Genomic DNA, 13,968 nt, shown 5'->3' with positions numbered 1-13,968 from the left:
GATTGGCGTGCTGGTATGGAAGGCGTGCTTTGGTTGAGGGCGGAGGCCGGGGTGTGCGCCCGGCGGCGCAGTGGCTTTCTTTTGCTTCGCCAAAAGAAAGTCACCAAAGAAAAGGCGACCCTACACGCTGCGTCCCTCCGCTTCGCTGCGGGCAACCTGCGGTGCTCGTGCGTGGGGCGCGCCGTGGAACTCGCTTTGCGCTGCGCGCGCCGCTCGGACAACCACGGCGAGTCAGTTCACGAAGCACGCGCGCTCCGACGCGCGTGCCGCCCCACGCCCTGCGCTCCTCGGCGCATCGTGAAGGGGACCCAACGGACATCCACGCGGGCCATCGCTGCGCTCGGCCCCGCCTGCGCAGCGCGTGGCGCTTGCGCCCGCGAGAGGGGCCGAGCGAAGCAAAGGTCCGTGTGGCTGTTCGGCTGTTGGATGTTCGGCTGTCCACCCCCTGCTGGCTGCGCCTGCGGCGGGGCGGTTGCGGGGTGAGCATGCGCGTCGGAGCGCGCATGCCTCGTGATCTGACTCGCCGTGGTTGTCCGAGCGGCGCGCGCAGCGCAAAGCGAGTTCCACGGCGCACCCCGCAATCGCCCCGACGCAGGTTTGCCCCTTCGCACCGCGAAGGGGTCGCAGACTGGGGGTCGCCCTTTCTTTGGTGACTTTCTTTCGGCGACGCGAAAGAAAGTTACTCGCATGCCGGGCGACTCCCGGCCTCCGCCCTCAGCACAGGCATGCGCTCAATCCGCGAGCTCGCGAGCGGCGCCCAGGTTTCGACAAGCTCAACCCGAACGGTTGATGAAAACACGCGAGCTTTGACAAGCCTGCCCTGAACCTGTCGAAGGGCTCAGCTCAAAAGTTCAGTCCCACCCAAAAGCTACAAAAACAATAGCTACCCACGATTTACCAACAAGCGCTAGATGCCAAACTGACCGGCGGTTTCAACAACGAAGTGCGCCAGTCCCCAGTGTAAGTGGCGTCACTTTGTAGCCATGGAACACCTCATGCGGAGTCTTCCAGCCCAGGCATCTGCGGGGTCGGTGGTTGAGCCGGTACACAGCTTGGAGCACCTGCTCTTCGCTGNCCCCACCCAAAAGCTACAAAAACAATAGCTACCCACGATTTACCAACAAGCGCTAGATGCCAAACTGACCGGCGGTTTCAACAACGAAGTGCGCCAGTCCCCAGTGTAAGTGGCGTCACTTTGTAGCCATGGAACACCTCATGCGGAGTCTTCCAGCCCAGGCATCTGCGGGGTCGGTGGTTGAGCCGGTACACAGCTTGGAGCACCTGCTCTTCGCTGGCCTTGCCCAGATCGCTGCCCTTGGGGAAGTAGTGGCGTAGCAGCCCATTGTGGTTCTCGTTGAGCCCCCGCTGCCAGGGGCTGTGCGGATCGGCGAAGTACACCCTCGTCTTCAGGCGTCTGTGCACCCACCTGTGCTCGGCGAACTCCTTGCCGTTGTCCAGCGTCAGGGTGTGGCGGCGCTTGGGATGGGGCCTGAGCATTTCGATGATGGCCTGGCCCACCGGCTCGGCCTGGCGCCGCTGCACGTGCTGTGCCAGTGTGTAGCGCGAGCGCCGCTCGGTCAGGGTCACCAACCCTGCCAGCCCACCCGCACCCGAGACGATGGTGTCCCCCTCCCAGTCGCCCAGGCGCGCTCGCTTGTCCACGATGGCGGGGCGCTGTGCGATGCCCACGCGATCGCGCAGTTGCCCCGCCCCCGAAGGTGCCTTGCGCCGGCGCTGGCCGCAACGCAGGCGCAGTGCAGCTTGTCCCATACGGCGCAGCCGGTTGTAGATACAGGTGTGGCTGATGCGCAGGCGCCTTTCCAGCCCCAGGCGGGCGGCTGCCTGCTGAGGCGATAGGTCCAGCTGCAGATACGACAGCACCAGCGCCCACTGGGCATCGTCAAAGCGCTGAGCGTTGGTCTGGCCGCTTTGGCGTGCGAGAGCCTGTTGATGGGCGCTGTGGGCTTGGTAGGCTGTGCTGGCGCCGCTGTTGCGCCGGATCTCGCGGGCAATGGTGCTGCGGTGGCGCCCCAGGCGCAGGGCTGTCTGCGTGATCGACAGCCCCACGTCGCGCAGGCATTGGATTTGGTAACGTTCGCTTTGGCTCAGATGGGTGTAGTTCATGGTGCACTTGGGTTGACTGGCAGGTCACACAAGTCATCTTCACTTACTTGTCTGGGCCTACCTTTGGGCTGCGTGCACTTCGTTGTTTAAACCGCCNCGCAGGCATTGGATTTGGTAACGTTCGCTTTGGCTCAGATGGGTGTAGTTCATGGTGCACTTGGGTTGACTGGCAGGTCACACAAGTCATCTTCACTTACTTGTCTGGGCCTACCTTTGGGCTGCGTGCACTTCGTTGTTTAAACCGCCGACCCAAATTACCCTCGTCCAATCTCATCCAGACACTCTCGCACCACCGCAGGATCAAACGCCATCTGCACATGCGCCACCCCTTCCACTAACCGGAGCTCAGCCCCCGCCAACGCCGCCGTGGTCGCCGGGAACACGATGTTGTCGCAGTTCGAATACCAGCAGGTAAACAACGCAGCCCGCCCCGCAGGCTCCGCCCGCTGCAACGCCACCACCCAATCCCCCGCCAAGCTCATCTGCCGCCCATTCACCGCACGACTGAAACGCCCCAGCCACGTGCCCCCATGCGGCGTGCCCAGCGTCAACACCCGGTGCACCCGCCCATCCGCCTGGTGCGCCCGCAGCCATGCCCGCACCGCCAAGCCCCCCATGCTGTGGCACAACAACACAGGTGCCTGCCCCGTGGCCGCCGTCACCTTGCGCACAGCGTCTTCGATGCTGTCCGCATACGCGTCAATCGAGCCCATCACCGGCTCCAGATTCACCGCCACATAGGCATGCCCCCGCGCCTGCAAGGGCGCAAACCACGGCAACCACAAGCCCCGGTTGCACATGAAGCCGTGCACCAGCACCACGCCACGCTTTCCCGTCGGCTGGGCAGGCAGCCAGTCGGGCACGGACTGGTGGCGAAACGGCTGGCGCCAGCAGAAGACCATCAACGCCACCCACACCTCGGCCCACCAGGCACCCACCACCTGCGACAGGCGGGCGCGCGGCGCCGCTTCAGTGCGGTTGGTGATGTGCATCAGCACAAACTCCACCGCCATCACCACCAGGTACAGACACAGCGGTACCAAGGCCCCCAGCACGGCACGCCAGGGTGAATGGGGCCATTGCCACACCAGCCAGGCGGCCATGGCCAGCAGGATGCACAGGAGAAGGATTCGTTGCCAGCGCGCGATCATGATGGTGGTGGTGACGATGGGCCAATGTTGTAATCGACCAGCACATTGTGCGGTCTGGCCACAGCACCGCCACCGCACCCCGCAGAACGCTGAAAGGACCCCGCCCCATGGATGCCGCCCAGACCATCCGCGATGCCATTGCCGACGTGACCGCCCTGCGCCTGCACCGCACGGGCGACCCGGCGCTGGGGGCGGCGGTGGGCAGCGTCAAGACATTCCAGGCACAGCGCTTTCGCGGCACCTATGCCGACCTGATGGCATCGCCCGCGTTCGGACCCGCAGCACGGTTCTTTCTGGAAGAGCTCTACAGCGATACCGACTACACCGACCGCGACCAGCAGTTTGGCCGCATCGCGGGCACACTGCAGACCATATTTCCCCAGCCGGTCGTGAACACCGCCGTGGCCCTGGCCGTGCTGCATGCGCAGACCGAAGAACTGGACCAGGACATGGGCCGCGCTTGGCTTGCGCATGAAGGGGCCGACGCGGCCAACGACGCCGCCCTCTACACCGCCGCGTGGCGCGCTGTGGGCCAGCGCCACGCGCGCCAGCAGCAACTGCAGCGCGTGCTGGCCATGGGCACCGACCTGGCGCGCCTCACCCGCACACCCGGTCTGCGGATGATGCTGCGCATGATGCGCGGCCCGGCCAACGCAGCGGGCATGGGCGCGCTGCAGAAGTTTCTGGAGGCCGGGTTCGACACCTTCGGCCAGCTTGCGCGCCAGCGCGGTGGGGTGGAGCAGTTTCTGGCCACCATCGAGCAGCGCGAGCGGGCGCTGATGGATTTGCTCTTCGATGCCGACCCTGTCACCTGCGAGACCCAGCTTAACCACACACTAGGACAAGCCCGATAGCCCGTTGCGCCCCCGCCTTCCACAATCTGTGCCCACCTATCAATGGCATTTAGTGGCATTTGGCACCGAAGGAAACACGCGCATGGAAAAGATCTGGCTCAAGAGCTACCCCCCGGGCGTCCCGCATGACGTGAAGCCCGAACAATACCGCTCTGTGGCCCACCTGCTGGAAGAGTCGTTCCGCAAACACGCAAAGAGCCCGTTCTCGGTCTGCATGGACCAGTGGATGACCTATGGCGAGCTGGAACGCCGCTCGGCCGCTTTGGGCGCCTATCTGCAAAGCCTGGGCCTGGAGCCCGGTGCGCGCGTGGCCATCATGCTGCCCAACATCCCGCAGTTCGGCGTGACCATGGCCGCCGTGCTGCGCGCAGGCTACACCTGCGTGAACGTGAACCCGCTGTACACCGCGCGCGAGCTGGAGCACCAGCTCAAGGACTCGGGTGCCACGGCCATCGTGATCCTGGAGAACTTTGCCCACACGCTGGCCGATGTCATTGACCACACGGCCGTCAAGCATGTGGTGATGGCCTCCATGGGCGACCTGCTGGGCTTCTGGTTTGGCCAATGGATCACCTTTGCTGTGCGCCACCTCGCCAAGATGGTGCCTGCGTATGACCTGCCGCTGACGGGCGGCCGCAAGGTGGTCACGTTCAAGAAGGCGCTGTCGGTGGGCGAACACAAGTCGCTCGCGCCCAGCCAGGCCACGCTGGATTCGATTGCGTTTTTGCAATACACGGGCGGCACCACGGGCCTGTCGAAGGGCGCCGTGCTGACCCACCGCAACATCGTGGCCGCCACGCTGCAGGCCGAGGCGTGGTTCACGCCCGCGCTGTCCAAGGTGGGCGACCTCTCCAAGGCCAACAGCATTGCCGCGCTGCCGCTGTACCACATCTTCGCGCTCACGCTGTGCCTGCTGGCCATCCGCCAGGGCTCCAGCCTCACGCTGATCCCCAACCCGCGCGACATTCCCAAGTTCGTGGCCGAACTCAAGAAGCGCCCCTTCCACATGCTGCCTGCGGTGAACACGCTGTTCAACGCGCTGCTGCAAAACCCGCAGTTCAAGACGCTGGATTTCTCTCACCTGTGCGTGTCGCAGGCCGGGGGCATGGCGGCCAGCGAGGGCACGGCCAAGCAGTGGCAAAAGGTGACCGGCAGCACCATGATCGAAGGCTGGGGCATGAGCGAGACCTGTGCCATCGGCACCAACAACCCGGTGATCAGCACCACCTTCAGCGGCAACATCGGCCTGCCGCTGCCGGGCATCGACATCGCCATCAAGGACGACGACGGCAACAGCCTGCCCCAGGGCGAGTCGGGCGAGATCTGCATCCGCGGCCCCAACGTGATGGTGGGCTACTACAACCAGCCCGAAGAGAACGCCAAGGCCTTCACGCCCGATGGATTCATGCGCACGGGCGACATCGGCATCATGGACCCGCAGGGCTACACCCGCATCATCGACCGCAAGAAGGACATGATTTTGGTGAGCGGCTTCAACGTGTTCCCCAACGAGCTGGAGCAGGTCATCAGCCTGTGCCCCGGCGTGGTCGAATGCGCGGCGATTGGCGTGCCCGACGAGAAACAGGGCGAGGCCATCAAGGTGTTCATCATCAAGAACGACCCGGCCCTGACCGAGGACGAGGTAGCCAACTACTGCCACCAGAACCTCACGGGCTACAAGCGCCCCAAGTACATCGAGTTCCGCGACGAGCTGCCCAAGAGCAATGTGGGCAAGATCTTGCGCAGGGAACTGCGCAAGGCCTGACACCGTCCACAGGGGCAGCGCGCCAAACGCCGCCTTCTGCCACCTCCCCCAGGGCGCTTCGGCGCCCTTTTTCTTGGGCGCAAACCCTGCAAGTCGCCCGCGTGCATTGGGTCCCCCGATGTCTGCATCTCCGGGTTTTTACCGACTAGCAAACGTTTGCGCAAACGTTTGCTTTCGTTATCATCCCGATCGCGACAAGGCACCGGGCACCCGCAGCCGTTTCTTTTTTGCTGTATCAGCTGCGAATTTCCCTCCACGCTGTCGGTCGCCTTCGTCCACATTCCAACCTGGAGACAAAACCCATGCAGTTCACCCGCCGTTCCGTTCAGACCGCTGCCGCCCTCGCCGTTGTGGGCAGCCTGCTGGCCAGCCCTGCGTTTGCGCAGGACAAGCCCAAGATCGCGCTCATCATGAAGTCGCTGGCCAACGAGTTCTTCCGCACCATGGAAGACGGCGCCAAGGCGCACCAGAAGGCCCACGCCAAGGAATACACGCTGGTGGCCAACGGCATCAAGAACGAGACCGACACGGCGGCGCAGATCAAGATGATCGAACAGGCCATGGCGCAGAAGGTCAGCGCCATCGTGCTGGCCCCGGCAGATTCGAAGGCGCTGGTGCCCGTGGTCAAGGCGGCCATCGACAAGGGCATCCTGGTGGTCAACATCGACAACCAGCTCGATGCCGATGCGCTCAAGGAAAAGAACATCACAGTGCCCTTCGTGGGCCCCGACAACCGCGCCGGTGCCAAGCTGGTGGGCGACCACCTGGCCAAGACGCTGAAGGCGGGTGACAAGGTCGGCATCATCGAAGGCGTGTCCACCACCTTCAATGCGCAGCAGCGCACCCTGGGCTACCAGGACGCCATGAAGGCTGCCAACATCACCGTGGTGGGCGTGCAGTCGGGCAACTGGGAGATCGAAAAGGGCAACACCGTGGCCGCCGGCATGATGCGCGAGCACCCTGACCTGGTGGCCTTGCTGGCCGGCAACGACAGCATGGCCCTGGGGGCCGTGGCCGCCGTGAAGGCCGCCGGCAAGACCGGCAAGGTGCAAGTGGTGGGCTACGACAACATCGGCGCCATCAAGCCCATGCTGGCCGACGGCCGCGTGCTGGCCACCGCCGACCAGTACGCCGCCAAGCAGGCCGTGTTCGGCATCGAGCTGGCGCAGAAGGCGCTGGCCGCCAAGACGCCGCAGAACCAGCTGCCCGCCACGGTGAAGACCGACGTGGTGCTAGTGACCAAGGACAGCAAGTAAACCTCTGGCACCTGAGAACGCATCCAACCTCCTAGCCGTTCACCCTGAGCCTGTCGAAGGGCTGCGCTACCGTAGCGCCTTGGCTTCGACAGGCTCAGCCCGAACGGGTTGGGGAAGATGCCTTCTGATGCACGTGAGCAGCCCATGACTCCAAAGCCCCCTACGAACACTTCGCCACCCCTGCTCGCCATCCAGGCCATTGGCAAGGACTACACCGCCACCGTGCTCGATGGCGTGAACGTGGAGCTGTTTGCGGGCGAGGTGCTGGCGCTGACCGGGGAGAACGGCGCGGGCAAGAGCACGCTGTCCAAGATCCTCTGCGGGCTGGAGCAGCCCACGCGCGGCGGCATGTTGCTGGCGGGGCAGGCCTACGCCCCCACCTCGCGCCGCGATGCCGAGCGCCACGGCGTGCGCATGGTCATGCAGGAGCTGGGCCTGGTGCCCACCCTCACCGTGGCCGAGAATTTGTTGATGGGCCGCCTGCCGCACCGGCTGGGCTGGCTGCAGCGCGATGTGCTGCACGCCGCCGCCCGCGCGCAGCTGGCCAAGATCGGGCTCGACAGCATCGACCCCGCCACCCCCGTCTCGCAGCTGGGCATCGGCCAGCAGCAGATGGTCGAGATCGCGCGCAATCTGCAGGACGACACGCGCATCCTGGTGCTCGACGAGCCCACGGCCATGCTCACGCCGCGCGAGACCAACTACCTGTTCGAGCAGATTGCCCACCTCACCGCACGCGGCGTGGCCATCATCTACGTGTCGCACCGGCTGGAAGAATTGCGCCGCATCGCCGACCGCGTGGCCGTGCTGCGCGATGGCCGCCTGGTGGACGTGCGCCCCATGGCGGGCATGAGCGAAGACGACCTGGTGCAGCGCATGGTGGGCCGCGTGGTGAGCGACCTGGACCACCGCCCACGCCGCCCTGTGGGCCCGGTGGTGATGAGCGCCGAAGGCCTGGGCCGGGGCACCGCCGTGCAGGGCGTGAGCCTGGAGCTGCGCGCGGGTGAGATCTTTGGCATTGCCGGGCTGGTCGGATCGGGCCGCACCGAGCTGGTCCGCCTGCTGTTCGGCGCGGACCGTGCGGACCGGGGCAGCGTCACCCTGCACCCAGAATTTGAACAAAAACAGGCCCTACCGCGCGATGGACAAGCGCAAGCAGCTATACAAAAGATAGCAAATACACCAAACCCCGCCACGGCTGCGCCCCGCACCTGGCAACGGGGCTTTGCATCGCCCCTGCAGGCCATCGCCGCTGGCGTGGGCCTCGTCACCGAAGACCGCAAATCGCAGGGCCTGCTGCTGTCGCAGCCCATCCGCATCAACGCCACGCTGTCCGACCTGTCGGCCGTGTCGCGCGGTGGCTGGCTGCAGCGCGGGTTCGAAAACCGGCTGGTGCAAGGCTTTGTGCGCACGCTGGGCATCCGCTGCCGCAGCCCCGAGCAGCCCGTGGGCCAGCTCTCGGGCGGCAACCAGCAAAAAGGTGGTGTTCGCCCGCTGGCTGCACCGCGAAGGCCGCGTGCTGCTGCTCGACGAACCCACGCGCGGCGTGGACGTGGGCGCCCGCGCCGAGCTGTATGGCGAGCTGGACCGCATGGCCCTGGAAGGCCGCGCGCTGCTCATGGTGTCGTCCGACCTGCGCGAACTCATGGCCATGGCCGACCGCATCGGCGTGATGAGTGCGGGCCGCCTGGTGGCCGTGTTCGAGCGCGGCGAGTGGTCCGAGCAATCGCTGCTGGCGGCTGCGTTCTCCGAGCCCGGCGGGCGCACCAGCACCACACCTTCAACTTCTTCTCCTGTGACCGCATGAACGCCCCCACCGCACCTGCCGCGCCCGCTGCGACGCCCTCCTCCGCCTCGGTCTGGCGCAGCCAGCTGGGCACCTACCTGGGCCTGCTGGCCGTTTTGGCGGGCATGGTGGCGCTGTTCTCGTCGCTGTCCGAATACTTCTGGAGCGCCGAGACCTTCATCACCATCGCCAACGAAATCCCGGCCCTGGCCGTGATGGCCGTGGGCATGACCTTTGTGCTCATCATTGCGGGCATCGACCTGTCGGTGGGCTCGGTGATGGCGCTGGCCGCCGCCACCTCGGCCGCCGCCATCCTGCAGTGGGGCTGGACGGTGCCCGCCGCCGCCGCGCTGGCACTGGCCACCGGCCTGGTGTGCGGCACCATCACGGGCGCCATTTCGGTCGCGTGGCGGCTGCCCTCGTTCATCGTGTCGCTGGGCATGCTCGAAGCCGTGCGCGGCAGCGCGTATGTGGTGACCGACTCGCGCACACAGTACGTGGGCGATGCGATCTCGTGGCTGTCGGCGCCGTTCTTTGGCGGCATCTCGTTCGCGTTCTTGCTGGCCGTGGTGCTGGTGGTGGTGGCACAGCTGGTGCTGTCGCGCACCGTGTTTGGCCGCTGCGTGGTCGGCATTGGCACCAATGAAGAAGCCATGCGCCTGGCCGGTGTGGACCCGCGCCCCATCCGCGTCATCGTGTTTGCCATGACCGGCCTGCTCGCCGGCCTGGCGGGCCTGATGCAGTCGGCCCGGCTGGAAGCCGCCGACCCCAACGCGGGCACGGGCATGGAGCTGCAGGTGATTGCGGCCGTGGTGATTGGCGGCACCAGCCTCATGGGCGGGCGCGGCTCGGTGGTGAACACCGCGTTTGGCGTGCTCATCATCGCGGTGCTCGAAGCAGGCCTGGCCCAGGTGGGCGCCAGCGAGCCCAGCAAGCGCATCATCACGGGTTTTGTGATCGTGGCGGCTGTGATCGTGGACACACTGCGCCAGCGCCGCGCCAAGGTCTGAGAGACTGACCCCGCATCCAGCCGCCCCACCACCCACGACCTCATTCTTCTTTTTGCATGGCTACTATCAAGGACGTTGCGCGCCACGCCGAGGTGTCGGTCACCACGGTGTCGCACGTGGTCAACGGCACACGCCGCGTGAGCCCCGAGGGGCGCGAGCGGGTCGAGGCCGCCATCCGCGCCCTGGGCTATGTGCCCAGCGCCATTGCGCGCAGCCTCAAGAGCAACAACACGCGCACGCTGGGCATGCTGATCCCCAACAGCTCCAACCCCTACTTTGCCGAGATCGTGCACAGCGTGGAAGACCGCTGCTTTGGCGCGGGCTACAACGTCATCCTGTGCAACACCAACGACGAGGCACACCGCCAGGGCACCTACCTGCAGGTGCTGGCCGAGCGGCGCATCGACGGGCTGATCGTGGTCTCTACCGGGCATGACGCCACGCTGGCCACGCAGTTGGCGGGCCTGTCCATCCCCACCGTGCTGGTGGACCGCGAAATCGACATCGCCGAACAGCAGCCTTGCGACCTGGTGGAAACCGCCCACATGCAGGGCGGCCTGCTGGCCACGCGCCACCTGCTGTCGCTGGGCCACCGCCGCATTGCCTGCATTGGCGGCCCCGAAGGCATTGCCCCCAGCGAGCAGCGCATTGCCGGCTGGCGCACCGCGCTGGCCGACGCAGGCTGCGGCACCGGCGAGGGCCTGCTGTGGCACGGCAACTTCACGAGCCAGGGCGGCTACGAAGCCATGCACGCCGTGCTGCGCGCACCCGAGCCGCCCACTGCCGTCTTCGTCTGTAACGACCTCATGGCCATGGGCGCGCTGTGCGCCGCGCACGAGCGTGACCTGCGCGTGCCCGAGGCACTGTCTATCGTCGGCTTTGACGACATCGAACTCACCGCCTTCACCAGCCCGCCGCTGACCACCGTGGCCCAGCCCAAGCAGCGCATCGGGGCGCTGGCCGTGGACATGCTGCTGGAGCGCATCGACGGCAAGCGCCAGGACGCGCGCAAGGTGATGCTGCAGCCCGAGCTGCGCGTGCGCGCCTCCACCGCCCATGCGCCCGGAGGTGCGGCATGAGCGCAAACAACGCGCCCCGCATCGCCGTCGTCGGCAGCCTGAACATGGACCTGGTGCTGCAGGTGCAGCACGCACCCGGCCCCGGCGAAACCGTGCTGGCCGACGCCCTGCACCTGGTGCCCGGTGGCAAAGGCGGCAACCAGGCCGTGGCCTGCGCGCGCCAGGGCGCCCAGGTGGCCTTGTTCGGCCGCGTGGGCGACGATGGCTACGGCCACACGCTGCGCGCGGGGCTGGACGCCGACGGCATCGACCACAGCGGCGTGCAGACCGACACCGCAACCACCACCGGCGTGGCTGCCATCACCGTGGAAGCCACCGGGCAAAACCGCATCGTGGTCGTGCCCGGCGCCAACGGCCGCTTTGTGCTGGATGCCACCGCGCTGGGTGCAGCGCTGCAAGGCGCAGGTGGCCTGGTGCTGCAGTTTGAAACTCCCCTCCGCCAGGTGCTGGCCGCCGCCGAGATGGCGCATGCCGCTGGCTGCCCCGTGGTGCTCAACCCCTCCCCCATCCAGCCCCTGCCCGAAGCCCTGTGGCCGCTGGTGCACACGCTGGTCGTGAACGAGGTGGAAGCCGCCGCGCTGGCAGGCCAGAACGTGACCACCCCCGCCGATGCTGCGCAGGCCGCACAAGCCTTGCGCGCCAAGGGGCCCGCCCAGGTGGTGGTGACCCTGGGCGCTGCGGGCGCCGTGGCCGCCGATGCCGCAGGCAACCGCTACCACCCTGGCCTGGTCGTGAGGGCTGTGGACACCACGGCCGCAGGCGACACGTTCCTGGGTGCGCTGGCCGTTGCTCTGGCACGCGGCGAGCCGCTCGATGCCGGCGTGCGCGAGGGCATCCGCGCCGCCGCGCTGTGCGTGACGCAGCACGGCGCGCAGCCCTCCATCCCCACCCGCGCCGCCGTGGCGCACAGCCCCCAACCGCCCGACTGGATCGCCCTGTGAAACGCACCACCCTGCTGCACGCCGAACTCTCCCACGCCATCGCCAGCCTGGGCCATGGCGACATGCTGGTCATCGGCGACGTGGGCCTGCCCATCCCCGACGGCCCGCGCCGCATCGACCTGGCCCTGACCCCCGGCATCCCGGCCGTGGTGGACGTGCTGCGCGTGGTGCTGGCGGAAATGCAGGTCGAGAAGGCCGTGATCGCCACCGAAGCCGTGGAGCGCAACGGCGGCCAGTTGCCCGCCTGGTGCCAGTTGCCGGTCACGCCCCAGGCGGTTTCGCACGACGACTTCAAGCGCCTGACCCAGCAAGCCCGCGTGATGGTGCGCACCGGCGAGTGCACGCCGTATGCCAACGTGATCCTGGTGGCGGGCGTCACGTTCTGACACCACTCGCCCCCGCCAGGGGCGATGGCTTGCGGGTTTTGGAGAAGGTCTGAAGGGGCGCTCCTGCGGTACGCTGGGCCGTCACCGTTTGCCCGCCCCCATGCCCAGTTCTGCCCCCCACGACCTGCTCCCCCCCGAAATCACCGTGCTGGAGCGCGGCTGGCTGTCGGCCAACAACATCCTCTTCATCGGCCACCACGACACGGCCATCGTGGACACCGGCTACTGCAGCCATGCCGAACAGACCGTAGAGCTGGTGCGGGGCGCACTGGCAGGCCGCGCGCTGGACCGCGTGCTCAACACCCACCTGCACAGCGACCACTGCGGCGGCAACGCCGCGCTGCAAAAAGCCTGGCCCGGTGTGCTCACCGCCATCCCGCCCGGCCAGGCCGACCATGTGCGCCAGTGGGACGCCTATGCGCTCAGCTACACCCCCACGGGGCAGGAATGCCCGCCGTTTCGGGCCGACACCTTGCTGATGCCGGATTCGTGCGTGCTGCTGGGCGACAAGCCCTGGCAGGTGCATGCTGCCCCGGGCCACGACCCGCACTCGGTGGTGCTGTTCAACCCGCAGGACCGGGTGCTGATCTCTGCCGATGCGCTGTGGGAAAACGGCTTCGGCGTCGTCTTCCCGGAGCTGGAAGGCGACAGCGCGTTCGCCGAGGTGTCCGCCACGCTCGATGTGATCGAAGCCCTGGCCCCGCGCGTGGTGATCCCCGGCCATGGCCCGGTGTTCACCGACGCCCCCCGCGCCATCGAAGGCGCGCGCCGCAGGCTGGACGGCTTCGTGCGCAACCCGTCAAAACATGCGCTCTACGCGGCCAAGGTGCTGCTGAAATACAAGCTGCTCGAATGGCAGCAGATCGGCATGGCCGACCTCACGGCCTGGGCGCAGGGCACGCCGTACTTCGGCATGCTGCACGAGACACACTTCGGCGACCAGGATGAGGGTGTGTGGCTGCAGAGCCTGGCGGATGACCTGGTGCGGTCGGGGGCGGCCGTGCGGCAGGGAGACGTGCTGCACAACGTGTGAGCCCTTGCAAGGCCGCCACTCCCATGGCCGCCGAAGCTACGCAAGCTTGGCCTGGTAGCCACGCAATCGCGCGCCGAGGCCCGGCTCCAGGAGAGCATTGAATCGGTCGGCTTCCCGCACGGAGGCGTCGGAGCCCTCTGCATACAGCACCGCAATCCAGGTCGGCTCGATGCGTCGCGGTATCGGTTCAGCCTCTTGCCCCAGGGCATACCGCATGGCGCTGACCACCTGCGGGTTCTGCGCCACCTCCAACAACCGGGAGCGCTGGCGTTCCGTTCCGACGGGAGAGGCGGACAGCAATGCGCGAAGGTGGGACAGATTGCGCTTCCAGGACTCGCGCAGGGCATCGTCGTCGTCGGAAAGCTCGACGATGCGGGTCAGCGCATGGGTGTAGCGGGAGAGGTCCGGCCGCTCCCGCAGCATGCGGAGCGAATCCCGTATCAGCTGCGGTTTGATGCCCACGAGATTCTTCGAGCCGGAATCAAATGCAGCTGACGGATCCCAGTCCGCCCAGATGATGCAGCGGATGAACTCGTCGGCCGATTTCGGCTTCTGGTGGAAGGGGTTGCCGAGTGGATGCATG

The 13,968-nt window shown here is 66.8% G+C and carries 11 protein-coding genes and 1 pseudogene; 9 read left to right on the top strand and 3 right to left on the bottom strand.

Going from position 1 to position 13,968, the window contains the following annotated elements:
- Nucleotides 1-1,152 precede the first annotated feature (1,152 nt).
- Both A1D30_RS06275 and A1D30_RS06270 read right to left on the bottom strand, forming a co-directional pair.
- A complete protein-coding gene (locus tag A1D30_RS06275) occupies nucleotides 1,153-2,124 on the bottom strand; it encodes an IS30 family transposase (protein WP_063459941.1) in 972 nt (323 codons plus the stop codon).
- A gap of 254 nt (nucleotides 2,125-2,378) precedes the next feature.
- Nucleotides 2,379-3,275, bottom strand: a complete 897-nt coding sequence (locus tag A1D30_RS06270) for an alpha/beta fold hydrolase (protein ID WP_063459940.1) — start codon at nucleotides 3,273-3,275, stop codon at nucleotides 2,379-2,381.
- Between the two features lie 107 nt (nucleotides 3,276-3,382).
- Here A1D30_RS06270 and A1D30_RS06265 point away from each other — a divergent pair, with 107 nt between their 5' ends.
- The 9 genes and pseudogenes from A1D30_RS06265 to A1D30_RS06225 all read left to right on the top strand — a co-directional run bounded on the left by A1D30_RS06265 (nucleotide 3,383) and on the right by A1D30_RS06225 (nucleotide 13,385).
- The gene (locus A1D30_RS06265; protein WP_063459939.1) at nucleotides 3,383-4,129 is read left to right on the top strand and encodes a hypothetical protein; all 747 of its coding nucleotides are present in this window, start codon (nucleotides 3,383-3,385) and stop codon (nucleotides 4,127-4,129) included.
- Nucleotides 4,130-4,211: 82 nt separating this feature from the next.
- Nucleotides 4,212-5,894: an AMP-binding protein gene (locus A1D30_RS06260; RefSeq protein WP_063460826.1), complete on the top strand. Its 1,683-nt coding sequence runs from the start codon at nucleotides 4,212-4,214 to the stop codon at nucleotides 5,892-5,894.
- Between the two features lie 302 nt (nucleotides 5,895-6,196).
- On the top strand, nucleotides 6,197-7,150 hold the full coding sequence (locus tag A1D30_RS06255) for a sugar ABC transporter substrate-binding protein (RefSeq protein WP_063459938.1): 954 nt from the start codon (nucleotides 6,197-6,199) through the stop codon (nucleotides 7,148-7,150).
- A gap of 144 nt (nucleotides 7,151-7,294) precedes the next feature.
- Nucleotides 7,295-8,957, top strand: a pseudogene (locus A1D30_RS06250) (sugar ABC transporter ATP-binding protein).
- On the top strand, nucleotides 8,954-9,946 hold the full coding sequence (locus A1D30_RS06245) for an ABC transporter permease (RefSeq protein ID WP_063459937.1): 993 nt from the start codon (nucleotides 8,954-8,956) through the stop codon (nucleotides 9,944-9,946). The pseudogene A1D30_RS06250 and the gene A1D30_RS06245 overlap by 4 nt, the downstream one beginning before the upstream one ends.
- A 56-nt stretch (nucleotides 9,947-10,002) precedes the next feature.
- The gene (locus A1D30_RS06240) at nucleotides 10,003-11,025 is read left to right on the top strand and encodes a LacI family DNA-binding transcriptional regulator (RefSeq protein ID WP_063459936.1); all 1,023 of its coding nucleotides are present in this window, start codon (nucleotides 10,003-10,005) and stop codon (nucleotides 11,023-11,025) included.
- Complete coding sequence (rbsK, locus tag A1D30_RS06235; protein WP_063459935.1) at nucleotides 11,022-11,966, top strand: ribokinase; 945 nt, start codon at nucleotides 11,022-11,024, stop codon at nucleotides 11,964-11,966. The genes A1D30_RS06240 and rbsK overlap by 4 nt, the downstream gene beginning before the upstream one ends.
- Entirely contained in the window at nucleotides 11,963-12,352 is a 390-nt protein-coding gene (gene rbsD / locus A1D30_RS06230) for a D-ribose pyranase (protein WP_063459934.1), read from the top strand. Before rbsK ends, rbsD begins: the two co-directional genes overlap by 4 nt.
- A 100-nt stretch (nucleotides 12,353-12,452) precedes the next feature.
- Nucleotides 12,453-13,385 carry an MBL fold metallo-hydrolase gene (locus A1D30_RS06225; RefSeq protein ID WP_063459933.1) on the top strand — a complete coding sequence of 311 codons (933 nt, stop codon included), beginning with the start codon at nucleotides 12,453-12,455 and terminating at the stop codon, nucleotides 13,383-13,385.
- A 36-nt stretch (nucleotides 13,386-13,421) separates the two neighbouring features.
- On the opposite strand, the gene A1D30_RS06220 is transcribed toward A1D30_RS06225, so the two are convergent.
- On the bottom strand, nucleotides 13,422-13,967 hold the full coding sequence (locus A1D30_RS06220; RefSeq protein WP_063459932.1) for a hypothetical protein: 546 nt from the start codon (nucleotides 13,965-13,967) through the stop codon (nucleotides 13,422-13,424).
- Nucleotide 13,968: the final 1 nt, after the last annotated feature.

The sequence above is a fragment of the Acidovorax sp. GW101-3H11 genome, assembly GCF_001633105.1.
GTDB lineage: Bacteria > Pseudomonadota > Gammaproteobacteria > Burkholderiales > Burkholderiaceae_C > Acidovorax.
This window is presented reverse-complemented; position numbering and strand designations above follow the sequence as displayed.

Bases quoted from the DNA above. Each gene is read 5' to 3' on its own strand.
- rbsK (WP_063459935.1), top strand. From the start codon at position 11,022: ATGAGCGCAAACAACGCGCCCCGCATCGCCGTCGTCGGCAGCCTGAAC.
- A1D30_RS06265 (WP_063459939.1), top strand. From the start codon at position 3,383: ATGGATGCCGCCCAGACCATCCGCGATGCCATTGCCGACGTGACCGCC.
- A1D30_RS06220 (WP_063459932.1), bottom strand. From the start codon at position 13,967: ATGCATCCACTCGGCAACCCCTTCCACCAGAAGCCGAAATCGGCCGAC.
- A1D30_RS06270 (WP_063459940.1), bottom strand. From the start codon at position 3,275: ATGATCGCGCGCTGGCAACGAATCCTTCTCCTGTGCATCCTGCTGGCC.
- A1D30_RS06275 (WP_063459941.1), bottom strand. From the start codon at position 2,124: ATGAACTACACCCATCTGAGCCAAAGCGAACGTTACCAAATCCAATGC.
- A1D30_RS06240 (WP_063459936.1), top strand. From the start codon at position 10,003: ATGGCTACTATCAAGGACGTTGCGCGCCACGCCGAGGTGTCGGTCACC.
- A1D30_RS06225 (WP_063459933.1), top strand. From the start codon at position 12,453: ATGCCCAGTTCTGCCCCCCACGACCTGCTCCCCCCCGAAATCACCGTG.
- A1D30_RS06260 (WP_063460826.1), top strand. From the start codon at position 4,212: ATGGAAAAGATCTGGCTCAAGAGCTACCCCCCGGGCGTCCCGCATGAC.
- A1D30_RS06245 (WP_063459937.1), top strand. From the start codon at position 8,954: ATGAACGCCCCCACCGCACCTGCCGCGCCCGCTGCGACGCCCTCCTCC.
- A1D30_RS06255 (WP_063459938.1), top strand. From the start codon at position 6,197: ATGCAGTTCACCCGCCGTTCCGTTCAGACCGCTGCCGCCCTCGCCGTT.